The sequence below is a fragment of the Kitasatospora sp. NPDC088779 genome (assembly GCF_040685395.1).
Lineage (GTDB): Bacteria > Actinomycetota > Actinomycetes > Streptomycetales > Streptomycetaceae > Kitasatospora.
On record NZ_JBFBHW010000011.1, the window covers coordinates 79,284 to 101,427 of the forward strand.

The following is a 22,144-nucleotide window of genomic DNA, read 5'->3' on the forward strand; positions in this document are numbered from 1 at the left end:
GTGGCCCCGTCCGACCCGACGTCAGGACTGCGGACCGGGCTGCGCGGCCTCACCACCCGGGGGCGCTCCTTCCTCGCCGCCGGCGTCACCGCGGTCGGCTGCGCCTACCTGCTCGACCAGGACGCGCTGCTGCGCGTCGGCGTGCTGCTCGCCGCGCTGCCGCTGGCCGCCGCGCTGGTGGTCGCCAACACCCGCTACCGGGTGGCCAGCGGCCGCCGGCTGAGCCCGCGTCGCGCGGTGGCCGGCCAGGAGGCCCGGGTCCACCTGCGGGTCGACAACGTCTCCCGGGTGCCCACCGGGCTGCTGCTCCTGGAGGACAAGGTCCCGTACGTGCTCGGGCCGCGCCCGCGCTTCGTGCTGGACCGGGTCGAGCCGCGCGGCCACCGCGAGGTCTCCTACCGGGTCCGCTCCGACCTGCGCGGCCGCTACCCGCTCGGGCCGCTCCAGCTGCGGCTGTCCGACCCGTTCGGGATGTGCGAGGTGAACCGTTCCTTCTCCGCCTCCGACGTCCTCACCGTCGTCCCCCAGGTCCAGGCCCTGCCGCACGTGCGGCTGAGCGGCGAGTGGGGCGGCCAGGGCGAGAGCCGTGCCCGCACCCTGGCGCTGGCCGGCGACGACGACGTGATCCTGCGCGAGTACCGGCCCGGCGACGACCTGCGCCGGGTGCACTGGAAGTCCACCGCCCGGTACGGCGAACTGATGGTGCGCCGCGAGGAGCAGCCGCAGCGGGCCCGCGCGACCGTCCTGCTGGACACCCGGGAGATCGGCCACCGCGGCATCGGCCCCGCCTCCTCCTTCGAGTGGGCCGTGAGCTGCGCCGCCTCGGTCGCCGTGCACCTGCTGGAGCGCGGCTACCAGACCCAGCTGCTCACCGACACCGGCCAGTGGGTGCCCGGCCCCGGCGCCGGCGGCGGCAACACCGCGGCCGACGCCTCCGGGCTGATCCTGGACGCGCTCGCGGTGGCCGACCTGTCCGACGGCGCCGGCCTCTCCCGCGCAGAGGAGCCGCTGCGCGCCGGCGGCGAGGGACTGCTGGTCGCCGTACTCGGCGAACTCGACGAGGCGCAGACCGCCCGGCTGGCCCGGCTGCGCAGCCGCACCGGCGGGGCCGTCGCGTTCCTCCTCGACACCGGCACCTGGGCGGGCCTGCGGATGCTCGCCCCCGACACCGGCGGCGACGAGTTCCGCAACCGGGTCCGGCAGCTGCGCGAGGCCGGCTGGACCGTCCTGCCGGTCAGCTCCGGGGACTCCGTCCCGGACCTCTGGCAGGCCGCCGACGGCGCCAAGACGACCTCCCCCTACCGAGAAGAGGCCGGCGCGTGACCACCCGGGCCAAACTGACCGTCTACTCGGCGCTGGCCACCGCCCTCGCGTCGCTCTGCCTGACCCCGCTGCTCACCACCAGGAGCTGGATCACCCACGCCTTCCTGGTGATCGCGGTGATCGCGGCGGTCGGCGCGGGCCTGCGGCGGGCCCCGCTGTACCGCTGGACGGTGCCCGTCGGCCAACTGCTGGTGCTGTTCCTGCTGATCCTGATCGGCTTCGCCGGCTCCGGCTCGCTGCTGGGCGGCGTGGTGCCCGGGCCGTCCTCGCTGCGCGCCCTCGACCACGTCATCAACTCCGGCCTGGACGACATCCAGGTGTACGCCATCCCGGCGCCGCCCAACCCCGGCCTGCGGCTGATCCTGGTCACCTCGGTCGGCCTGGTCGCCGTCGTGGTGGACACCGTCGCCGTGACGTACCGGCGCTCGGCGCTGGCCGGGCTGCCGCTGCTGGCGCTGTACTCGGTCGGCAACGGGCTCTCCGGGGACCACGGCAGCTGGCTCTGGTTCGCCCTGGCGTCGGCCGGCTACCTGGTGCTGCTGTTCGCCGAGGGGCAGGACCGGGTCTCCCGCTGGGGCCGGGTCTTCCACGGCGGCTCGCGCGACGGGACGAGCTCCGGCCGGGTCAGCCCGGGCGGCCAGCAGGTCGGCGTCCTCGCGCTGGTCGCGGCGCTGCTGCTGCCGGTCGTCCTGCCGCACTGGGACTCCGGCCTGCTGAGCCCCGACTCCGGCGGGTCCTCGGGCAAGAGCTCCATCGGGTCGGCCACCAGCCTCGACCCGCTGGTCAGCCTGGAGTCGGCGGTCACCAAGCCCACCAACAACGAACTGCTCAGCTACACCCTGGACAGCGAGATCGCCGACCAGATCTACCTGCGCACCGGGGCGCTGGACCAGTTCGACGGCACCAACTGGCGGCTCGGCAGCACCACGGTCAACGACCTCCCGTCCTCCTTCCCCGCCCCCGAGGGCCTGCGGGACGCCAACCTCCCCCGGATCGAGGGCGACTTCCAGATCAGCGACCGGCTGGAGAAGAGCTGGCTGCCGATGCCCTACCCGGCCGCCTCCGTCCAGGTCCCCAACCGGTCCGACTGGAAGCTCGACCCGCTCACCCGCACCGTCCTGCCGACCAACGACCGGGCGATCCGCAGCCTGCGCTACCACGTCAGCGCGCTGGACGTGCGGCCCACCGCGAACGAGCTGCGCACCGCGTCGACCGCGCCGCAGGACATCCGGGACCACTACACCGGCCTCCCCCAGGACCTCCCGCCGGTCGTCGCGCAGCAGGCCCACGAGGTCACCGCCAAGGCGACGAACGACTACGACCGGGCGATGGCGCTGGTGAGCTGGTTCACCGGCCCGCAGTTCCAGTACGACACCGCGGTCAACGGCGGCACCGGCAGCAACGCGATCGCGGTCTTCCTGCGCGACCGCAAGGGCTTCTGCGTCCACTTCGCCTCCACCATGGCGGCGATGGCCCGCACCCTGAAGATCCCGTCCCGGGTGGCCGTCGGCTTCACCCCCGGCGACGCCAAGGGCGGCAACGTCTACTCGGTGACCGGCCGGATGTACCACGCCTGGCCCGAGCTGTACTTCTCGGGCTACGGCTGGCTGCGCTTCGAGCCCACCCCGAGCCGCGGCGTCCAGCCCCGCTACACCGAGCAGTCCACCACCCCGACCACCGCGCCGACCCAGCAGCCGACCGCCTCCGCGCAGGGCTCGGCGCCGGTCGCGGCGCCGACCGACAGCAAGGACTGCGACGCGAAGCAGCGCCAGCTGGGTGAGTGCGGCGGCAGGAGCAAGGCCGTCAGCAGCGCCGCCGAGGACTCCTGGCTGCTGTCCGGGCAGGTCCTGGGCAGCGCCGCCGTGGTGGTGCTGGTGATCGCGCTGCTGCTGGTGCCGATGCTCTGGCGGTCGGCGCTGCGCCGGCGCCGGCTCGGCTCCGGCGGCCGGCGCGGGCCCGGCGGCGGCCCGGCCGAGCTCACCGACGCCCAGGTGCTGGCCGCCTGGGACGAACTGATCGACTCCGCCTGGGACCTCGGAATTCCCCCGGACGAGTCACGCACCCCGCGCTCGGCCGCCCGGCGGATCACCGAGAAGGCCGAGCTGGACGCGGACTCGGCGGCGGCCGCCGGGCGGCTGGCGCTGGCCACCGAACGGGTGCTCTACGCCCCGGCCGGCCAGGTCACCACCGCCCCGCTGTCGGCGGACGTCCGGACCGCCCGGCAGGGCCTGCGGGCCACCGCCGGCCGGGCCGGGCGGACCAGGGCGGTGCTGCTGCCGCCGTCCTCGGCCCAGCTGTGGTGGCGGATCTCGGACGCCCTGCGGGCGGCCCGGGAGGCGGTCGGCACCAGCGTCGGCCGGGTGTCCGCCGCGGTCACCGGCCCGGTGCGGCGGGTGGTCTCCCGGCGCAAGCGCAAGCCGGAGTCCGAGCAGGCCTCCAGGGAGTCCTGAGCGGGGCCCGGGCGAACGGGCCGTCGCGCGGACGCGGGAACGCCGGGGCGGGCAGTCGATCGACTGCCCGCCCCGGCGTTCGTCCAGCGTGTGCGCGCCCCGGCGGGCGTGCCGTGCGCGGCTCAGAAGCCGCCGGCCTGCTCGTCCCGACGACGCTGCCAGCGCTGTTCCACCCGGTCCATCATCCCGGCCTTGCGGCGGGGCGCGGCGGCCGGCCGGGGGCCGGAGCCCTGGCCGGCGGGGCCGCGGCGCCAGCCGGTCACGGCGAACACCGCGCACCCGAGCATCACCAGGAAGCCCACGACGCTGACCCAGATCTGGTCGGGGACGACCATGCCGCCCATCAGCAGGCCGATGCCCACCACGAAGCCGGCAACGGCCAGGTACACCCGCCGGCGGGTGTAGGTGCGCAGCCCGGTTCCCTCAAGCGCCGTCGCGAATTTGGGATCTTCGGCATACAGCGCTCGCTCCATCTGGTCGAGCAGTCGCTGCTCGTGCTCCGAGAGCGGCACGGAGTCCTCCTACTCGTCGGTCGCGGGTGCGACCGGTCCGCCACCCCGGTCGGGGAGGCAAAGTCCAATCAGCCTTCGGGGCACACGGTCGGACGCCTGTGCGGGGGGACCCGGCCCGTGTCGTCCATATGCCCCACGCATCCGGCTGTCATGCTTTCCGGCTTTACCCAGATCATACGGTCCGTGGGCCCGTTACGGAGTGGTCTGCGCCGCGTGGGACGGGCCACTTCGACCGGGCACGGCCGCACCCGGCTCAACGCCACGGGACGCGGACAAGTGCCCGAACGGGTGGAATCGGTCCGGACCTGGGCAGGTTCGGGACCACCCGGACGAGACCGGGGGGCGTCCGGAAGGCGAACTGCCGCCGCACGGTGTGCGAACCGTACGGCGGCGGACGGTCCCGCGGCCGCTCAGGCCAGGGTGGCCAGCAGGTGCAACTGGGTCGCCACGGCGTGGAACGCGGGCTGCTCGGCGGCGGCCTCCTCCAGCTTCAGCAGCGCCTCCATCGCGCCCGGCTCGGCGTCCACCAGCACCCCGGGGACCAGGTCGGCGAAGACCCGGACGCCGTGCACCGACTCCACCCGCAGGCCCGCGCCCTCGGCCAGCCGGCCCAGTTCCTCGCCGGTGAAGCGGCGCGGCATCGGGTCCTGCTCGCCCCAGCGGCCGTCGGTCGCGGACAGCACCGTACGGGCCTCGGTGAAGTGGCCGGCCAGCGCGCGGGCCAGCACGGCGCCGTTGCGGTTGGCGGCCAGCAGGCTGACCAGGCCGCCCCGGCGCAGGGTGCCGGCCAGGCTGCCGAGCGCCTCCGCCGGGTCGTCCACGACCTCCAGCACGCCGTGGCAGAGCACCGCGTCCACGGTGCCGGGGGCGACCAGCTCGGGCAGCGTCTGGGTGTCGCCCTGGACGGCCCGGACCAGCTCCGTCACCCCGGCCTCGGCGGCCCGGCGCTCCAGCGCGAACAGCGCGTCCGGGCTGGGGTCGACCACGGTGACCCGGTGGCCGAGCTTGGCCACCGGCACGGCGAAGTTGCCGGTGCCGCCACCGGTGTCGACCACGTCGAGCACCGGCTGGTCCAGCTCGGCCGCCCGCTTCTCCAGGGCGGCCCGCACCACCTCCCACACCACGGCGGTACGCAGGGCACTGCGGGGACGCGTCGGGTACAAGGCGGGGCTCCTCGGCACATGCAGATCGATCAGGATGCCTCCACCTTAGACCGGGCGGGTGGCGGGGCCCGTCACCCCCGGCGGGTCGTCGCCGTCCAGCGGCAGCCGCGGGGCCGGCGGGGTCGGGCGCAGGCCGAGCAGGCGCTCGACCAGGCGCAGGAACAGGGCGGAGTTGCGGACCAGGTCGTCGGCGTCACGGGCCGAGGCGGCACCCCTGATCCCGGCCTCGGCGGCCGCCCGGCGGCGGGCGCCGGCGCCGTAGTAGAGCGCCCACTCGGCCAGCTCGGGGGCCACCTCGGGCAGCACCTCCCAGGCACTGCGGATGGCCTTGCGCCGGCGCGGGCTCTTCTCCGGCCGCCCCCGCACCGCGAGCACGGCCGCCACCGTGCGCAGCGCGGCCAGGTGGGCGGTGGCGTACCGCTCCAGCGGGTCCTCCAGCACGCGGGCCCGGGCGAGCGTGCGGTGGGCGTCGGCGAGCAGGTCGAGGGCGGCCGGCGGCGCGGCGGTCCGGCGCAGCACGGGGTGGACGTCCCCGCCACCCGGGCGCCCGCCCGGGGAGGACGGCGGGGCGGCGGAGTGGAGGCGGGCGGTGACGGGCTCAGGACGGCTGATGGTCATGGTCTCCCCCGTTCCGAGGCAGCGCGCGGACCGGGCGGTCCGTGCCCCTCCATCGTGAACGGGACCACTGACAACGCGGCCCGAAACGGGTGAGCGGCGGCGGGCACCGGCCTGTCCCCCCAGGTCCTGTGCCGCCGCCGTACGCCGCCGCTCCGCCGTTCCCCACAGGCGGCGGTGGCCAGCTCCCCCTTCCGGTGGCCGGTCTCCCCCCGGCCCGCTCCGCCGCCCCGTGTCGGCGGTGCGAGGCCCGTGACCGGCTCCCGCGGCGGACCTCCGCCGCCGCCCCGCCGACCCCTCATCTGCCGGCTGGGCGGACGGATCCGCCACCCGGGGCGGGGCGCCCGACGCGCCGCCGTCCCGGTGCCACCACTCTCCCGTCCCGGCAGGTCGGCGGGCCATCCGCTGACGTACTCAACCCCGGATCTGAGTACGCGTACTCAGATCCGTCGGCCCCGGACCCGGCCGTGGCCGGAACCGGCGGGCCGACCCGGCACGTCCGGGTACGGTACGGCCGTGGCCGGGGCGGACCGGCCACGGCCACGAGAAGGAGGGGGAAAGCGATGAGGAGGGGGAAGCCATGACGATCGTGCCGCTGATCTTCACCAGCGGACTCGCCAGCGGCATCAACGCCTACGCGGTGGTGCTGCTGCTCGGACTGCTGGGCCGCTTCGGCGGCGCGGACTCGGTACCGCCCGCACTGGAGCGCACCGACGTGCTGGTCGCGGCCGCCGTACTGTTCCTGCTGGAGGCGGTGGCCGACAAGATCCCGTTCGTCGACAGCCTCTGGGACTCCGTGCACACCGTGATCCGGCCGATCGCGGGCGCCACCGTCGGCGCGCTGATCGCGAGCACCGACCCGGGCTCGCTCGGCGAGGTCGCGGCGGGCGCGATGGGCGGCACCACGGCGCTGGTCAGCCACCTGGTCAAGGCCTCGCTGCGGATGGCGGTCAACACCTCGCCCGAACCGGCCAGCAACATCGCGGTCAGCATGGCGGAGGACCTGTCGGTGGCCGGGCTGGTATCCCTGGCGATCTTCCACCCCTGGCTGGCCGCCTCGATCGCCGCCGTCCTGCTCGCCGTCGGCCTGCTGCTGGTCTGGTTCGCGGTCAACCGGATCCGCGCCTTCCGGGCCCGCCGCCGCGAACGCCGCGCCGCCCGCGACGCCGGGTCCGCCGCCCGCGAGCAGGAGGCGGACCGGCCGTACGTCCCGCGGCGCTGAGGACGGCGCCCGCCCGGTCCGACCCGGCCCAGGTCACGGCCTAGGATCAGGTGCCATGGCACGGATCGTCATCATCGGCGCAGGAATGAGCGGGCTCGCGGCGGCCTCCAGGCTGGCCACCCTCGGACACCGGGTGACGGTCTGCGAGGCCGGCGGCACGTACGGGGGCATGGTCGGCCGGTACGAGCGCGACGGATTCGCCTTCGACACCGGCCCCGGCCTGCTGACCCTCCCGGCCGTCTACCGCGACCTCGCGCTGAAGACCGGCAAGGAGCCGCTGGAGCAGCTCGTCGACCTCGCCCCGGTGGACCCGGAGAGCCGGCACCTGTTCCCGGACGGCACCGCCGTCAGCCTGCCCAACGCCTCCCGCGGCGGCGTCAGCCAGGCCCTGGACGCCGCCTTCGGCGCCGGCTCGGGCGCCCGCTGGAGCGCGGTCATGAACCACGGCCGGACGGTCTGGGAGGCCACCCGCCGCCCGCTCCTGGAGGAGCCTCTCCCGGCCGACCGGTCGCCGCTGCACACCGACCCCTACCCCGTCCCGCCCCGGCGCGGCCTGCTCGCCCGGCTCGGCCGGCCCCGCCCGTGGACCCTCGCCGACGTCGCCGCCCGCGAACTCGGGGGCCACCCCGGCCTCACCGCCCTGCTGGCGGAGCACGCCCTGCGCTTCGGCCTGCCCCCCGGATCCGCCCCCGCCGGGGCCACCGTGCTGCCGTACATGGAGCAGTCCTTCGGCGTCTGGTACGTCCGGGGCGGCCTGCGGGCCCTGGCGGACGCGGTGCACCGGCGCTGCGAGCTGCGCAAGGTGGAGTTCCGCTTCGACACCCCGGTCACCGGGGTACTGGTCGAGGACGGCCGGGCCCGTGGCGTCGACACCCCGGGCGGGCGGATCGACGCGGACCTGGTGGTCTCCTCGATGGACACCAGGGCGCTGTTCCGTGACGGTCTCGCCCGGTGGCCGGAGCTCGGGCCCGACCACTGGGAGCCGTCCGAGGTGCCCGGCCGGTTCAGCGTGCTGCTCGCGCTGCGCGGCGCCCGGCCGGCCGGCACCCCGCACCGGACGGTGGTGCACGCCGCCGACCCGGCGGCCGAGCAGAACGCCCTGACCCTCCCGGCCCCGCCCTGCGAGCGCCCCACCCTCCAGGTGCTGCGCCCGGACGATCCCTCGCTGCGCCCCGACGACGCGCACGAGAGCGTGGTGCTGACCGCGACCGTCCCCGCCCAGGGCGACGTCGACTGGACGGCGCCCGGGGTCGCCGAGCGCCACGCGGACCGGCTGCTGGCGCACGCCGACGCCGCCGGCCTGGGCCTGCGCGAACGGGTGCTGTGGCGGGTCGTGCGCACCCCGGACGACACCCGCCGGGAGACCGGCGCCCTCGGCGGGTCGGTCCCCCGCCCCGCGCTCGCCGGAGACGGCGGCGGATGGCTCCAGCCCGCCAACGAGTCGCCCGTCCCCGGCCTCTACCTGATCGGCGGAGCGGCCCACCCCGGCGGCGGACTGGCCCGGGCCGGCATGTCCGCCTGCATCGCCGCCAACCTGATCGGCCCGGCGTAGGGGCCCTGGCGCCGGACCTCAGCCCTGGGGCCAGGTGTTCTGCTGCTGGTAGCCGTAGGTGTGGTCGTAGGACTGCTGCTGCGGGATGCCCTGGGGGTGCTGGCCCGGCTGCTGGCCGGGGTGCTGCTCCAGGTGTTGCTCGGGGTGCTGCTGCGGGGTCTGCCACTGCTGCTGGGGGTGCTGCTCCCAGCCGGGCTGCTGCTGCGGGTAGGACTGGTACTGGTCCTGCTGCGGGTAGCCGTTGTACGGGTCGGACTGCTGGGGGTAGGCCCCGTAGCCCTGGTCGTAGGCGAAGGCCGGCTGCTGCTGGCTCTGCCACTGCTGCTGCTCGTAGGCCGGCTGCGGCTGGGCGGCGTTGTCGTAGCCGGACTGGTAGGCCTCGGCGTAGGGGTCGTGCGGCGCCTGCGCCTGCTGCTGCTCGTAGTAGGCGGGCGCGTAGACGCCGTCCTGGGCGAGTTCCTGCATCTCGAAGGCGGCGGTCTGCTCGACCTCGGGGACGTCCTCGGCAACCGGGGCGGGGGCGGCGACCGGGGCCTCCTCGACGGCGCTGACCTCACCGATCCGCTTGTCGGTGGCCTCGACCGCGGCCACGGCGGCCGCGCCGCCGGTGAGGGCGCCGAGCAGGGGCACCTTGGCGAGCGGGCCGGGCAGCGAGCCGTCGGCCTTGCGCAGCGACCAGCCGGCCCGGTAGCCGCGCTTGACGGAGAAGGTGACGAAGGTCTGGCCGGCCGCGAAGAGGGCGGCGCCGGCGCCGATCACCGGGACGGAGCCGAGCACCATGCCGGCGGCCACTGCGAGGAAGCCGACCAGGGCGAGGGCCCGCCAGTGCAGCGGGGCCCGGTTCTGCAGCAGGACCTCGGCGACCAGCCAGAGCGCCACCACCGCCAACGCGACGTACAGCAGCAGGTATCCGATGCCCATCCGCCCGCTACCTCCAGTCGCGTGCCCGCGCTCGCCGCGCGTGTGCGGCGACTGTACCGGTTCAACGGCCGGGGTACCGCATCGCGTTCCCGCCGGTCGCGGCCGGGGCCCACACGACCGAGCCCGTCACCGTCGGGGCGGTGACGGGCCGGTGAACGTCCGGGCCCGCGGGCCCGATCGGCCCGGCGCAGGACCCCCGACGGGGCGCCGGACGGGGCCTACGCGTGGCGCTGGTGCAGGCCGAGGTTCTGGTAGATCTCCAGCGTCGCCGTGGAGTGGTTGAGCGTGATGAAGTGCAGGCCGGGCGCGCCCTCGGCGAGGAGGCGTTCGGCCATCGCGGTGGCGTGTTCCATGCCGATCGCGCGCAGCGCCGCCGGGTCGTCGACGGCGGCCCGCAGCCGGGCCTCCAGGTCGGCGGGGAAGGCGGAGCCGCTCAGCTGGGGGAAGCGTTCCAGCTGCTTGGCGTTGGTGACCGGCATGATCTCCGGGATGATCGGCGTCTCGCAGCCGGCGGCGGTGACCCGGTCACGCAGCCGCAGGTAGTCGTCGACCTCGAAGAACATCTGGGTGATCGCGTAGTCGGCGCCCGCCCGGACCTTGCCGACGAAGTGCCGGATGTCCTCGTCCCAGTCGGTGGAGCGCGGGTGCATGTTCGGCGAGGCGGCGACGCCGACGCAGAAGTCGCCGATGCCCTTGATCAGCTCGACCAGCTCGTACGCGTACGTGACGCCGTCGGGGTGCCTGACCCATTCGCCCATCGGGTCGCCGGGCGGGTCCCCCCGGACCGCGAGGACGTTGCGCACGCCCTGGTCGGCGTACTGGCCGATGATGTTGCGCAGTTCGGCGATCGAGTGGTCGACGGCGGTCAGGTGGGCGACCGGGGTCAGCGTGGTCTCGGTGGCGATCCGGCCGACCATGTTGACGGTGCGCTCGCGCGAGGAGCCGCCGGCGCCGTACGTCATGCAGACGAAGTTGGGGTCCAGCGGTTCGAGCCGACGGATGGCGTCCCAGAGTCTCTGCTCGCCGACCTCGGTGCGCGGGGGCATGAACTCGAAGGAGAAGGACCGCTTTCCGGCTGCCAGGAGTTCGCGGACCGTCAGTGCGCGGTCCGGTCTGGTGGAAGCGATGCCGAGTGCCATGCTGGCAGGTTATCCGGCGTTCGAAGGGGCCGGACAACTCGGTACCACGGATTGAGACAAGCGGTGGACGATACTCCGTCCGGTGGTCCGTCGAATTCCGACCGGCGTTCGGGGCCCGCGCCGGGTGTGCCCGCACGCCCGCGCGCACGCCCGCTCGCACATTCGTTCCCGGCTACCCCGCTACGCTTGCTGCACCCCAGCGAACCAGCGGAGCCTCATCGTGACCTCGTCCAGCAACCGGCCGGCCAACCCCATAGACGTGGAGGACGTCCGCGCGCGCGTCAACGCCGCCCTCGCCGCGTTCATGGACGGCCAGTCCGCCCTGTTGGACAAGATCTCCCCGCAGCTCGTGCCCGCCGCCGACGCCCTGCGCGACTTCCTGCTGGACGGCGGCAAGCGGCTGCGCCCGGCCTTCTGCTACTGGGGCTGGCGCGGTGCCGGCGGCCCGGCCGGCGGCGAGGGCATCGCGAACGCGGCGGCCGCGCTGGAACTGCTCCAGGCGAGCGCCCTGGTGCACGACGACCTGATGGACCGCAGCGACACCCGCCGCGGCCTGCCCTCGATCCACCGCCGCTTCGAGGCGCTGCACCGGGCGAACGGCTGGCGCGGCGACCGCGAGCAGTACGGCGCCTCGGCGGCGGTGCTGCTCGGCGACCTGCTGCTGATCTGGTGCGACGAGCTGTTCCTGCGCTCGGGCCTGGAGCCGGCCGCCGTGCTGGCCGCCAAGCCGGTGTTCGACCTGATGCGCACCGAGGTCATGGTCGGCCAGTACCTGGACGTCCTGGAGCCGGTGGCCGGCGACTCCGCCGACGAGGGCGCGCTCGACCGGGCGCAGACGGTGCTGCACTACAAGTCGGCGAAGTACACGATCGAGCGGCCCCTCCAGGTCGGCGCGCTGCTGGCCGGGGCCGGCCCGGAGCTGGTGGCGGCGCTGGGGGCGTTCGGGCTGCCGCTGGGCGAGGCCTTCCAGCTGCGGGACGACCTGCTCGGCGTCTTCGGCGATCCGGCGGTCACCGGCAAGCCGGCCGGGGACGACCTGCGCGAGGGCAAGCGCACCCTGCTGGTGGCGCACGCGATGCGGGGCCTGCCGGCCGCCGACGCCCGGCACCTGGACGAGCGGCTCGGCGCGCCGGACCTGGTGCCCGAGGAGGTCGCCGGGCTGCGCGACCTGGTGGCCCGCAGCGGCGCGCCCGAGCGGGTGGAGCGCCGGATCGACGAGCTGATGCGGCAGTCCCTGGCCGCGCTGGAGGCGGCGCCGCTGGCCGACGAGCAGGCCCGCACGGTGCTGCTGGCCCTGGCCGAGGCCGCCACCGTCCGCAAGTACTGAGATCCGCACGCAGGGGGATCCGCAGGTACGGGGAACGGTGACGGCCCCCGGGGCCGTCAGGCCGAGCGCACCCGCCGGGCAAGCTCGGCGGCGGCGGCCTGCGGGTCGTCGGCGGCCGTGATGGCACGGACCACGACGATCCGGCGGGCGCCGGCGGCCAGCACCTCGTCGAGGTTGCCGAGGTCGATGCCGCCGATGGCGAACCACGGCCGGTCGGTGCTCTGCTTCGCCGCGTACGAGACCAGGCCGAGGCCCGGCGCCGGGCGGCCCGGCTTGGTCGGGGTCGGCCAGACCGGGCCCGTGCAGAAGTAGTCCACGCCGGGCTCGGCGAGCGCCGCGTCCACCTCGGACTCGGCGTGGCAGGACCGGCCGATCAGCACCTCGTCGCCGAGGATCGCCCGGGCGGCCGGCACCGGCAGGTCGTCCTGCCCGAGGTGCAGCACGTCCGGCCGGGCCGCGTGCGCGACGTCGGCGCGGTCGTTGACGGCCAGCAGCTTGCCGTGGCGGCGGCAGGCGTCCGCGAAGACCTCCAGGGCCGCCAGCTCCTGCTTGGCCTCCAGGCCCTTGTCCCGGAGCTGGACGATGTCCACCCCGCCCGCCAGCGCCGCGTCCAGGAACTGGGCGAGGTCGCCCTGCTCCCGGCGGGCGTCGGTGCACAGGTACAGCCGGGCGTCGGCCAGCCGCCGGCGCGGTGCGTCCGCCGCCATCAGATCAGCATCGCCTGGGCGCGCCGCTTGACCTCGGTGCCGCGGTTCTCCTGCAGCGCCTGGATCGGGCTGCCGGGCAGCGACGGGTCCTCGGTGAAGAGCCACTCCAGGATCTCCACGTCGTTGTACCCGCAGTCGCGCAGCACGGTCAGGGTGCCGGACAGGTGCTTGACCAGCCCCTGGCCGTCGATGAACGCCGCAGGGACCTGCAGCGACTTGTTGGGGCCCCGCCGGACGGCGATCAGCCCGCCGCTGCGGACCAGGTCGCGCACCTCGGTGACGCGCACCCCCCACTGCTCCGAGATGTCGGGCAGGTACATCCACTCGGAAACCAGGGCTTCGATCTTGCTTTCAATCTCACTCACGCCACCAGACTGCCACCTCCACAGCCCCCCGCGCACCAGCCGCTACCCCGCGACCGCCGACTTCAGCGGCACCGAGGGGTCCGCCGCGCGGGCCCGGTCCAGCGCGGTGCCGCGCTCGATCAGCCGGCGGCCCTGGGTGAGGTCGCGCGGCCGGTCGACGGCCAGCAGCGCGCTCGGCACCCCGTCGCGCAGCCAGAGCGCCGTCCAGGAGGCGTCCTGCGGGCCGCCGCGCCACAGCAGTTCGTCGCCCTCGGCGTGCCGCCCGGCGTACTGGACCATCCGCCCGAACTGCTCCGACCAGAAGTACGGCACCGGGTCGTACGGCGGCGCGTCCGCGCCGAGGACGGCGGCCGCCACGGCCTCGCCGGACTGCAACGCGTGGTCCCAGTGCTGGACGGCCAGCCGGGCGCCGGAGCGGGCGGACGGGTAGCTGACGCAGTCCCCGGCCGCGAAGACGCCGGGCAGGCCGGTGCGCAGCCGCCCGTCCACCAGGACGGCGCCGGTGCCGTCCAGCTCGACGCCGGAACCGGCCAGCCAGCCCGTCGCGGGCCGGGCGCCGACGCCGACCACGACCTCGTCGGCGGGCAGGTGCGAGCCGTCCGCCAGCAGCACCGCGCCCTCCTCGACGGCGGCCACGCCGACCCCGCAGCGCAGGTCGACACCGGCCTCGGCGTACCAGGCGGCCATCGCCGAACCGACCTCGGCCGGCAGCGCGCCGGGGACGGGCGCCGGGCCCGCCTCGACCACCGTCACCTCGCAGCCGGCCGCGCGGGCGGCGGTGGACACCTCGGCGCCGATCCAGCCCGCGCCGACCAGCACCAGCCGCAGGCCGGGCCGCAGCAGGGCACGCAGCGCCAGCGCGTCGTCCAGGGTGTGCAGCAGGTGCGCGCGCTCGGCGCCGGGCAGGGCGCGCGGGGTGGCGCCGGTGGCGATCACCAGGGCGTCGTACGGGAGGTCGCCGGCGTCGGTGTGCAGCACTCCGGGGGCGAGGCCGGTCGCGCGGCGGCCGGTGAGCAGTTCGATGCCCAGGTGCGGGTAGTCGATGTCCAGGGTGGTGGCGTCGGCCTTGCCGAGCAGCACGTCCTTGGAGAGCGGCGGCCGGTCGTACGGCGCGTGCGGCTCCTCCCCGACCAGCGTGATCCGCCCCCGCCAGCCGCCCTGCCGCAGCTTCAGGGCGCACTGCGCCCCGGCCAGCCCGGCCCCGACGACGACCACCTGATCCGTTCCGTTCAGCTCTGCCACGCCCGTCACTGTACTCAGCGCCCTGCCGGGGCCACCGGCCCGTCCACCCCGCGTACGGGCCTTCGGCCGGGCCCGCCCCCGGCGTTATGGTGGGGGCACCATCACGGGAGCCCGGCGTACCGGGCTGAGAGGCGGGCTGGCACGGCCCGCGACCGTCCGAACCTGATCCGGGTCATTCCGGCGAAGGGAGAAGAGCAGCCTTGTCACGCTTGCCCGAGGAAACCCACGCCGACGTGTTGGTGATCGGCGGGGGCGTCATCGGCCTCGCCGTCGCCTGGCGCGCCGCGCAGCGCGGGCTGGGGAACATCGTCGTGGTCGACCCCTCCCCCGGCGGCGGGGCGGCCGGGGTCGCGGCCGGGATGCTCGCCCCGGTCACCGAGCTGCAGTACGGCGAGGAGCCGCTGCTGCGCCTCGGCATGGCCTCCAACCAGCGGTACGGGGACTTCGCCGCCGAGCTCACCGAGGCGAGCGGCGGCCTGGACACCGGGTACCGCCGGTGCGGCACGATCGCCGTCGCGCTGGACTCCGACGACCGCGAGGAACTGCGCGAGCTGCACGCCTTCCACCAGCGGCTCGGCCTGGACTCGGCCTGGCTGACCGGCCGGGAGGCCCGCAGGCTGGAGCCGATGCTCGCCCCCGGCGTGCGCGGCGGCCTGCACGTCGCGGACGACCACCAGGTGGATCCCCGCCGGCTGCTGACCGCCCTGGTGGCCGCCTGCGAGCTCGCCGGGGTCGTGCTCCACCGGGCCGAGGCCGTCGGGCTGCTGGTCGAGGACGGCCGCGCGGTCGGCGCCCGGCTCGGCACCGGCGAGACCCGAAGGGCCGACCAGGTGGTGCTCGCGGCCGGCCCGCACAGCCACCGGCTGCCCGGGCTGCCGGAGGGCGTGCTGCCGGCCGTCCGCCCGGTGAAGGGGCAGATCCTGCGGCTGCGGATCCCCGAGGCGTACCGGCCGTTCCTGTCCCGCAACGTCCGCGCGGTGGTGCGCGGACAGCACCTGTACCTGGTGCCCCGGGAGAACGGCGAGCTGGTGATCGGCGCGACCACCGAGGAGCAGGGCTACGACACCACGGTCACCGCCGGCGGGGTGTACGAACTGCTGCGCGACGCCCACGAGTTGGTGCCGGGCATCACCGAACTCCCGCTGCTGGAGACCTCGGCCGGGCTGCGTCCCGGTTCGCCGGACAACGCCCCGCTGCTGGGCCCGACCGCGCTGCCCGGGCTGGTCGCCGCCACCGGCCACTACCGCAACGGCGTGCTGCTCACCCCGGTGACCGCCGACCTGCTCGCCGAGTACCTGGCGACCGGCGAACTCCCCGAGCTTGCAAAGCCGTTCACACCCACCCGGTTCTCCCCCGACCGCTCCACCACGAAGGCCTCCGCATGACCGAGATCGCACCACCCCAGACCACACCGGCCCAGACCACACCGGCCGAGATCGGGCTGACCGTCAACGGCGAGCCCCGCCGGGTGTCCGCCACGACCACCCTCGCGGAGGTGGTGGCCACCCTCAGCGCCGCCCACAGCGGCGTCGCCGCCGCCCTCAACGAGGCCGTGGTGCCGCGCAGTTCGTGGCCGGCCACGGAACTGTCGGCGGGCGACCGGATCGAGATCCTCACCGCCGTCCAGGGAGGCTGACATGGCTGACGACCTGCTGACCATCGCCGGGGAGTCCTTCGGCTCCCGGCTGATCATGGGCACCGGCGGCGCACCCAGCCTGGAGATCCTGGAACGGGCGCTGCTGGCCTCCGGCACCGAGCTGACCACCGTGGCGATGCGCCGGGTCGACGCCGGCACCCAGGGCTCCGTCCTGGACGTGCTGACCCGCAACGGCATCCGGGTGCTGCCCAACACGGCGGGCTGCTTCACCGCCGGGGAGGCCGTGCTGACCGCCCGGCTGGCCCGCGAGGCGCTCGGCACCGACTGGGTGAAGCTGGAGGTGATCGCCGACGAGCGGACCCTCCTGCCGGACCCGATCGAGCTGCTGGACGCCGCCGAGACCCTGGTCGACGACGGCTTCACGGTGCTGCCGTACACCAACGACGACCCGGTGCTGGCGCGCAAGCTGGAGGACGTCGGCTGCGCGGCGATCATGCCGCTGGGCTCGCCGATCGGCTCCGGCCTGGGCATCCGCAACCCGCACAACTTCCAGCTGATCGTGGAGGACGCGGGCGTCCCGGTGATCCTGGACGCGGGCGCCGGCACCGCCTCGGACGTCGCGCTGGCGATGGAGCTGGGCTGCGCGGCGGTGATGCTCGCCTCCGCGGTGACCAGGGCGCAGGACCCGGTGCTGATGGCCGAGGCGATGCGGCACGCCGCCGAGGCGGGCCGGTTCGCCCACCGGGCCGGCCGCATCCCGCGCCGGTTCCACGCCGAGGCCTCCTCGACGATGGCCGGCCGGGCGGAGCTGGACACCCGCGAGCACCCGGCGTTCTGACGCCCTGGCGCCCGGCACCCACCCGCGTGTGCCGTGTCACAAACCGGGCACAGCCGGGCCCGGAGGGGATGTCCTCCGGGTCCGGCTGCCGCCTGCGGCCCTAGACTCTCCGGGTGGACATGGCACTGCACGACCCCCTGATCGGTACCCTGCTCGACGGCCGGTACCGGGTCGAGCAGCGCATCGCGACCGGCGGGATGTCCACCGTCTACAAGGGCACCGACACCCGGCTGGACCGGGTCGTCGCCCTCAAGGTGATGCACCCCGCGCTGGCCGGGGACGACGGCTTCACCGCCCGGTTCATCCGCGAGGCCAAGGCCGTCGCCCGACTCTCCCACCCGAACGTGGTGAACGTCTTCGACCAGGGCGCGGACGGCGCGAACGTCTTCCTCGCCATGGAGTACGTGCCCGGCCGCACCCTGCGGGACCTGCTGCGCGACCGCGGCGCGCTGTCCGTGCGGGCCGCGCTGGACGTGCTGGAGCCGGTGCTGGCCGCCCTCGGCGCCGCCCACCGGGCCGGGCTGGTGCACCGGGACGTCAAGCCGGAGAACGTGCTGATCACCGAGGACGGGCTGGTCAAGGTCGCCGACTTCGGCCTGGTCCGGGTCCTCGGCACCGCCGACGGCGCGCCCTCCTCGACCAGCACCGCGACCGGCGGCACGGTCCTCGGCACCGTCTCCTACCTGGCCCCCGAGCAGATCCTCCCGGACGCCCCCACCGACCAGCGGGTCGACGTCTACGCGGCCGGCATCCTGCTCTACGAGATGCTCACCGGCCGCCGCCCGCACACCGGCGACAACCCCGTCCAGGTGATGTACAAGCACCTGCACGAGGACGTCCCCGCCCCCTCGCTGATCGCCCCGGCCGTCGGCCCCGGGCTGGACGCCATAGTGGCCGGCGCCTGCGCCCGGACGGCCGAGGCCCGCCCGTACGACGCGGTCGAACTGCTCGCCGCCCTCCAGCGGATCCGCCGCACGCTCACCCCGGCCGAGCTGGACGCCGAGCCGCCGGCCTCCACCCGGCCCAGCCCGCGCTACCCGACCAGCGAGCCGACCTCGGTGATCCAGCAGCCGGCGGGGCCCGTCGACGCCGGGGCGCCGGAGCCCACCAGCGTGCTGGACGTGCCAGCGGAGCTGCTGGACCAGCTGCTGGTCGAGCCGCGCCCGTACGACGAGCCGACCCCGGTGCGCGGGCGCCGGCCCGGCCTGCTGCGCCGCCTCCCCCGCAAGCCGCTGATCTGGGTCGCCGCGCTGACCGCCCTGGTGCTGGCGGTCGGCGGTGCGACGTACGGGCTGTCCGAAGGGCTGTACGGGCCGGTGCCCGGCGTGCTCGGCAAGGACCGGGCCGAGGCGCAGCGGATCCTGGACAAGGACGGCATGCACGGCCGCTTCGTCGAGGTGTTCAGCGAGAGCGTCCCGGCCGGGCAGGTGATCGCCACCGACCCCGGAGTGGGCGCGCGGACCCGCAAGAGCGACACCGTGACGGTGACCGTCTCCAGGGGCCCCAAGCGGATCGCGGTGCCGGACCTGGCCGGGAAGACCGCCGACCAGGCCGCCGACGCGCTGACCGCGGCCCAGCTGACCAGGGGCGGCGTGACCGGGACGTACGACGACACCGTGCCGGAGGGCGTGGTGATCAGCAGTTCGCCGGCGGCCGGGCAGCTGCTCCAGGAGAACACCGCGGTCTCGCTGGTGGTCAGCAAGGGCATGGTGCCCGTCCCGGACGTCACCGGGATGAGCAAGGACGACGCGGCGAAGGCGCTCCAGGCGGCCGGCTTCACGATGCAGACCAGCGGGGTCAACCTGTTCGGCACCGGCAAGGTGTCCAGTCAGTCCCCGGCGGCCGGCGAGCGGCGCCCGCAGCACACCGCGGTGACGGTCAACTTCCCCTTCTTCTAAGGGGATTCCTCCGAACGTCGGCCCACCCTCAGCGCAGCGGGCCGTCGCCCGGCTCCTCCTGGTGGGAGTAGCGCTGCTCGCGCCACGGGTCGGCGAGGTTGTGGTAGCCGCGCTCCTCCCAGAAGCCCCGGCGGTCGGCCCGCATGTACTCCACCGCGCGGACCCACTTGGGGCCCTTCCAGGCGTACAGCCCGGGAACGATCAGCCGGACGGGGAAACCGTGCTCGGCGGTCAGCGGCTCGCCGTTGCGGTGGGTGGCGAAGATCGTCCGCGGGTCGGCGAAGTCGGCCAGCCGCAGGTTGGCGCTGTAGCCGTACTCGGCCCAGACCATCACGTGGGTGACGCCGGGCGCGGGGGGCTCCAGGTCGAGGAGGGCGGCGGCCGGCACGCCCGACCACTCGTTGCCGAGCAGCGTGAACTTGGTGACGCAGTGCAGGTCGGCGACGACGGTGGTGCGCGGCAGGGCGTGGAAGGCCTCGAAGTCCCAGCTGTGCTTCTCCGCCGAGGCGGTGGCGCCGAACACCTGGAGGTCCCAGGTCAGCGGCTTGAAGCGGGGTACGGGCCCGTAGTGCAGGGCGGGCCAGCCGCGCTGCACGCGCTGCCCCGGGGGGAGCCTCGGGTCAGACGGCGGAAGCGGTTCTTGTTCGGACTGACCCATGACTCCATGGTGACAGACGGCGGCCGACGCGCCGTGCGCGCCCCTTCGCGCGACCACACGCCCCGCCCCCAAGAACCGGTGATCGGGCCCGTATCGGCTCAAATCGGATATTCCAAAACATGTCCTAGTGAGTGTGAACTTACTGGAATTTTCTCCCATTTCGATGCCAGGATGCGCAGCGCAGGAGTCACAACAGGCCGTAGCGCAGGGAGGCACCAGCCATGCAGGGCGACCCAGAGGTCATCGAGTTCCTCAACGAACAGCTCACCGCGGAGCTCACCGCGATCAACCAGTACTTCCTGCACGCCAAGATGCAGGAGAACTTCGGCTGGACGAAGCTCGCCAAGTACACCCGGCACGAGTCCTTCGACGAGATGAAGCACGCCGAGACCCTCACCGACCGGATCCTCTTCCTGGACGGGCTGCCGAACTACCAGCGGCTGTTCCACGTCCGGATCGGCCAGACGGTCAAGGAGATGTTCGAGGCGGACCGCCAGATCGAGGTCGAGGCGATCGACCGGCTGAAGCGCGGGATCGTGGTGATGCGCGCCAAGAACGACGTCACCTCGGCGAACATCTTCGAGGACATCCTGGCCGACGAGGAGCACCACATCGACTACCTCGACACCCAGCTGGAGCTCCTGGAGAAGCTCGGCGAAGCCCTCTACCTCGCCCAGGTGATCGAGCAGCCGGACTCCTGAGCCCTCAGGCCGCGCGCAGCGGGGCGACCGGGGTCGGGGCGGCCTGAGTCACGGTGGCCACCGGCGCGGACGCGGCCTGGTCCTGCGGGTCGGCCAGGCCGAGCTTCGCGGCGAGGCGGGCGGTCGGGCAGGGCCGGGCGCCGTGCTCGCCGAGCAGGGCCTGGATCCGGCGGACGCAGGATCCGCAGTCGGTGCCGGCCTTGCAGCCCCGGGCGATCTGGCGCGGGGTGCCGGCCCCGGCGTCGATCGCCTTCTTCACCTGGTCCTCGGTGACCGCATGGCACATGCACACGTACATCGCGGACTCTCCAGGGTGGTGCGGCGCCGACCGGCGGAACGATCTTGACTAAGGCTTGCCTTACTTCACTAAGCCTCACCTTACCCGGCGATCCGGGCACGAAAAAGCCCCTCCGGGCTCGGGGACCCCGAATCCGGAGGGGCTTTCGTCACATTCGTTCACCGGTGACCCGCCGGCGGCGGCTCACCCGTGGCAGCTCCCGTGGCAGCTCACTGGCCGCGGTACATCTCCGCCACCAGGAACGCCAGGTCCAGCGACTGGCTGCGGTTGAGCCGCGGGTCGCAGGCCGTCTCGTAGCGCTGGTGCAGGTCGTCGACCAGCACCTCGTCGCCACCGCCGACGCACTCGGTCACGTCGTCGCCGGTCAGCTCCACGTGGATGCCACCCGGGTGGGTGCCCAGCGCGCGGTGCACCTCGAAGAAGCCCTTGACCTCGTCGAGCACGTCGTCGAAGCTGCGGGTCTTGTGGCCGCTGGAGGCCTCGAAGGTGTTGCCGTGCATCGGGTCGCAGATCCACACCGGCTGGGCGCCGGACGCGGTGACCTTCTCCACCAGGGTGGGCAGGTGGTCGCGGACCTTGCCCGCACCCATCCGGGTGATGAAGGTGAGGCGGCCGGGCTCGCGCTCCGGGTCCAGCTTCTCGATCAGGGTCAGTGCCTCGTCGACCGAGGTGGTCGGGCCGAGCTTGACGCCGATCGGGTTGCGGACCTTCGAGGCGAACTCGATGTGCGCGTGGTCCAGCTGGCGGGTGCGCTCGCCGATCCACACCATGTGGCCGGAGACGTCGTACAGCTCGCCGGTGCGCGAGTCCACGCGGGTCAGCGCGGTCTCGTAGTCGAGGATCAGCGCCTCGTGCGAGGAGAAGAACTCGACGGTCTTGAACTCCTCCGGCGCCACACCGCAGGCGTTCATGAACGCCAGGGCGTTGTCGATCTCCCGGGCGAGCTGCTCGTAGCGCTGGCCGGCCGGCGAGTTGCGCACGAAGTCCTGGTTCCAGGCGTGCACCTGGCGCAGGTCCGCGTAGCCACCGGTGGTGAACGCGCGCACCAGGTTCAGCGTCGCGGCGGACGCGTTGTACATCCGCTTGAGGCGCTCCGGGTCCGGGATGCGGGACTCGGGGGTGAACTCGAAGCCGTTCACCGAGTCGCCGCGGTAGACCGGCAGCGTCACGCCGTCGCGGGTCTCGGTCGACTTGGAGCGCGGCTTGGAGTACTGGCCGGCGATCCGGCCCACCTTCACGACCGGCACCGAGGCCGCGTACGTCAGCACGGCGGCCATCTGCAGCAGGGTCTTCAGCTTGTTGCGGATGTGCTCCGCCGAGACGCCGTCGAAGGCCTCGGCACAGTCACCGCCCTGCAGCAGGAAGGCCTCCCCGCGCGCCACGGCGCCGAGCCGGGCGCGCAGCTGGTCGCACTCGCCGGCGAACACGAGCGGCGGATAGGAGGCGAGCTCGGCAAGGGTCTTGCGCAGAGCCTCTTGGTCCGGCCATTCAGGCTGCTGCGCCGCGGGCAGGGACTGCCAGGAGTGGCCAGTCCTCGATGTCTCAGTCGTCACGGTCACACCACCAAGGCTACGGGGTGACCCGAGCGATTCGTGACCATTGCCCGAGGGGTGAGA

Annotated in this window: 21 protein-coding genes and 1 riboswitch; of the genes, 10 read left to right on the forward strand and 11 right to left on the reverse strand. The window is 74.3% G+C overall.

Annotated features, from left to right (window positions below; all coding sequences use genetic code 11):
* Both AB0P03_RS12870 and AB0P03_RS12875 read left to right on the forward strand, forming a co-directional pair.
* Entirely contained in the window at positions 1 to 1,323 is a 1,323-nt protein-coding gene (locus AB0P03_RS12870) for a DUF58 domain-containing protein (protein WP_363582934.1), read from the forward strand.
* Complete coding sequence (locus tag AB0P03_RS12875; RefSeq protein WP_363628782.1) at positions 1,320 to 3,773, forward strand: DUF3488 and transglutaminase-like domain-containing protein; 2,454 nt, start codon at positions 1,320 to 1,322, stop codon at positions 3,771 to 3,773. Before AB0P03_RS12870 ends, AB0P03_RS12875 begins: the two co-directional genes overlap by 4 nt.
* Before the next feature lie 122 nt (positions 3,774 to 3,895).
* Here AB0P03_RS12875 and AB0P03_RS12880 read toward each other — a convergent pair whose 3' ends face one another.
* The 3 genes from AB0P03_RS12880 to AB0P03_RS12890 all read right to left on the reverse strand — a co-directional run bounded on the left by AB0P03_RS12880 (position 3,896) and on the right by AB0P03_RS12890 (position 6,066).
* The gene (locus AB0P03_RS12880; protein WP_350884379.1) at positions 3,896 to 4,285 is read right to left on the reverse strand and encodes a DUF3040 domain-containing protein; all 390 of its coding nucleotides are present in this window, start codon (positions 4,283 to 4,285) and stop codon (positions 3,896 to 3,898) included.
* 410 nt (positions 4,286 to 4,695) lie between these two features.
* Positions 4,696 to 5,448, reverse strand: coding sequence for a methyltransferase domain-containing protein (locus AB0P03_RS12885; protein WP_363378597.1), 753 nt, complete (start codon positions 5,446 to 5,448; stop codon positions 4,696 to 4,698).
* Positions 5,449 to 5,493: 45 nt separating this feature from the next.
* Positions 5,494 to 6,066, reverse strand: coding sequence for an SAV_6107 family HEPN domain-containing protein (locus AB0P03_RS12890; RefSeq protein ID WP_363582938.1), 573 nt, complete (start codon positions 6,064 to 6,066; stop codon positions 5,494 to 5,496).
* A gap of 577 nt (positions 6,067 to 6,643) precedes the next feature.
* Between AB0P03_RS12890 and AB0P03_RS12895 the strand changes: the two genes are divergently transcribed.
* Both AB0P03_RS12895 and AB0P03_RS12900 read left to right on the forward strand, forming a co-directional pair.
* The gene (locus AB0P03_RS12895; protein WP_363582940.1) at positions 6,644 to 7,285 is read left to right on the forward strand and encodes a DUF4126 domain-containing protein; all 642 of its coding nucleotides are present in this window, start codon (positions 6,644 to 6,646) and stop codon (positions 7,283 to 7,285) included.
* A gap of 55 nt (positions 7,286 to 7,340) precedes the next feature.
* Positions 7,341 to 8,837, forward strand: a complete 1,497-nt coding sequence (locus AB0P03_RS12900) for an NAD(P)/FAD-dependent oxidoreductase (RefSeq protein WP_363628783.1) — start codon at positions 7,341 to 7,343, stop codon at positions 8,835 to 8,837.
* 18 nt (positions 8,838 to 8,855) lie between these two features.
* Here AB0P03_RS12900 and AB0P03_RS12905 read toward each other — a convergent pair whose 3' ends face one another.
* Together AB0P03_RS12905 and metF are read right to left on the reverse strand one after the other, a co-directional pair.
* Positions 8,856 to 9,758 (reverse strand): hypothetical protein, encoded by a 903-nt coding sequence (locus AB0P03_RS12905; protein WP_363628784.1) that lies wholly within the window; start codon positions 9,756 to 9,758, stop codon positions 8,856 to 8,858.
* A gap of 218 nt (positions 9,759 to 9,976) precedes the next feature.
* Positions 9,977 to 10,897 (reverse strand): methylenetetrahydrofolate reductase [NAD(P)H], encoded by a 921-nt coding sequence (gene metF / locus AB0P03_RS12910; protein ID WP_363582946.1) that lies wholly within the window; start codon positions 10,895 to 10,897, stop codon positions 9,977 to 9,979.
* A gap of 220 nt (positions 10,898 to 11,117) precedes the next feature.
* Between metF and AB0P03_RS12915 the strand changes: the two genes are divergently transcribed.
* A complete protein-coding gene (locus AB0P03_RS12915) occupies positions 11,118 to 12,224 on the forward strand; it encodes a polyprenyl synthetase family protein (RefSeq protein ID WP_063347253.1) in 1,107 nt (368 codons plus the stop codon).
* Between the two features lie 56 nt (positions 12,225 to 12,280).
* Here the strand turns inward: AB0P03_RS12915 and thiE are convergent, their stop codons facing one another.
* From thiE to AB0P03_RS12930, 3 genes are read right to left on the reverse strand one after another with little or no spacing between them, the layout of a single operon-like run.
* Positions 12,281 to 12,931: a thiamine phosphate synthase gene (thiE, locus tag AB0P03_RS12920; RefSeq protein ID WP_363628785.1), complete on the reverse strand. Its 651-nt coding sequence runs from the start codon at positions 12,929 to 12,931 to the stop codon at positions 12,281 to 12,283.
* Positions 12,931 to 13,296 carry an Rv2175c family DNA-binding protein gene (locus tag AB0P03_RS12925; protein ID WP_350884398.1) on the reverse strand — a complete coding sequence of 122 codons (366 nt, stop codon included), beginning with the start codon at positions 13,294 to 13,296 and terminating at the stop codon, positions 12,931 to 12,933. Before AB0P03_RS12925 ends, thiE begins: the two co-directional genes overlap by 1 nt.
* A 42-nt stretch (positions 13,297 to 13,338) precedes the next feature.
* Positions 13,339 to 14,547, reverse strand: coding sequence for an FAD-dependent oxidoreductase (locus AB0P03_RS12930; protein WP_363582952.1), 1,209 nt, complete (start codon positions 14,545 to 14,547; stop codon positions 13,339 to 13,341).
* 84 nt (positions 14,548 to 14,631) lie between these two features.
* Positions 14,632 to 14,744: riboswitch (TPP riboswitch) on the forward strand.
* Positions 14,745 to 14,747: 3 nt separating this feature from the next.
* Between AB0P03_RS12930 and thiO the strand changes: the two genes are divergently transcribed.
* The 4 genes from thiO to pknB all read left to right on the forward strand — a co-directional run bounded on the left by thiO (position 14,748) and on the right by pknB (position 18,871).
* Complete coding sequence (gene thiO, locus AB0P03_RS12935) at positions 14,748 to 15,923, forward strand: glycine oxidase ThiO (protein ID WP_363628787.1); 1,176 nt, start codon at positions 14,748 to 14,750, stop codon at positions 15,921 to 15,923.
* Positions 15,920 to 16,174 carry a sulfur carrier protein ThiS gene (gene thiS / locus AB0P03_RS12940; RefSeq protein WP_363582956.1) on the forward strand — a complete coding sequence of 85 codons (255 nt, stop codon included), beginning with the start codon at positions 15,920 to 15,922 and terminating at the stop codon, positions 16,172 to 16,174. The genes thiO and thiS overlap by 4 nt, the downstream gene beginning before the upstream one ends.
* A 1-nt stretch (position 16,175) precedes the next feature.
* Positions 16,176 to 16,973, forward strand: a complete 798-nt coding sequence (locus tag AB0P03_RS12945; protein WP_363628789.1) for a thiazole synthase — start codon at positions 16,176 to 16,178, stop codon at positions 16,971 to 16,973.
* A gap of 119 nt (positions 16,974 to 17,092) precedes the next feature.
* A complete protein-coding gene (gene pknB / locus AB0P03_RS12950) occupies positions 17,093 to 18,871 on the forward strand; it encodes a Stk1 family PASTA domain-containing Ser/Thr kinase (RefSeq protein ID WP_363628883.1) in 1,779 nt (592 codons plus the stop codon).
* A 28-nt stretch (positions 18,872 to 18,899) separates the two neighbouring features.
* On the opposite strand, the gene AB0P03_RS12955 is transcribed toward pknB, so the two are convergent.
* A complete protein-coding gene (locus AB0P03_RS12955; RefSeq protein WP_063347259.1) occupies positions 18,900 to 19,529 on the reverse strand; it encodes a molybdopterin-dependent oxidoreductase in 630 nt (209 codons plus the stop codon).
* A gap of 221 nt (positions 19,530 to 19,750) precedes the next feature.
* Between AB0P03_RS12955 and bfr the strand changes: the two genes are divergently transcribed.
* A complete protein-coding gene (gene bfr / locus AB0P03_RS12960; protein ID WP_363582962.1) occupies positions 19,751 to 20,230 on the forward strand; it encodes a bacterioferritin in 480 nt (159 codons plus the stop codon).
* A gap of 4 nt (positions 20,231 to 20,234) precedes the next feature.
* Here bfr and AB0P03_RS12965 read toward each other — a convergent pair whose 3' ends face one another.
* Together AB0P03_RS12965 and AB0P03_RS12970 are read right to left on the reverse strand one after the other, a co-directional pair.
* Positions 20,235 to 20,528, reverse strand: a complete 294-nt coding sequence (locus AB0P03_RS12965) for a (2Fe-2S)-binding protein (protein ID WP_363618862.1) — start codon at positions 20,526 to 20,528, stop codon at positions 20,235 to 20,237.
* 209 nt (positions 20,529 to 20,737) lie between these two features.
* A complete protein-coding gene (locus AB0P03_RS12970; RefSeq protein WP_350884414.1) occupies positions 20,738 to 22,087 on the reverse strand; it encodes a class II 3-deoxy-7-phosphoheptulonate synthase in 1,350 nt (449 codons plus the stop codon).
* Positions 22,088 to 22,144: the final 57 nt, after the last annotated feature.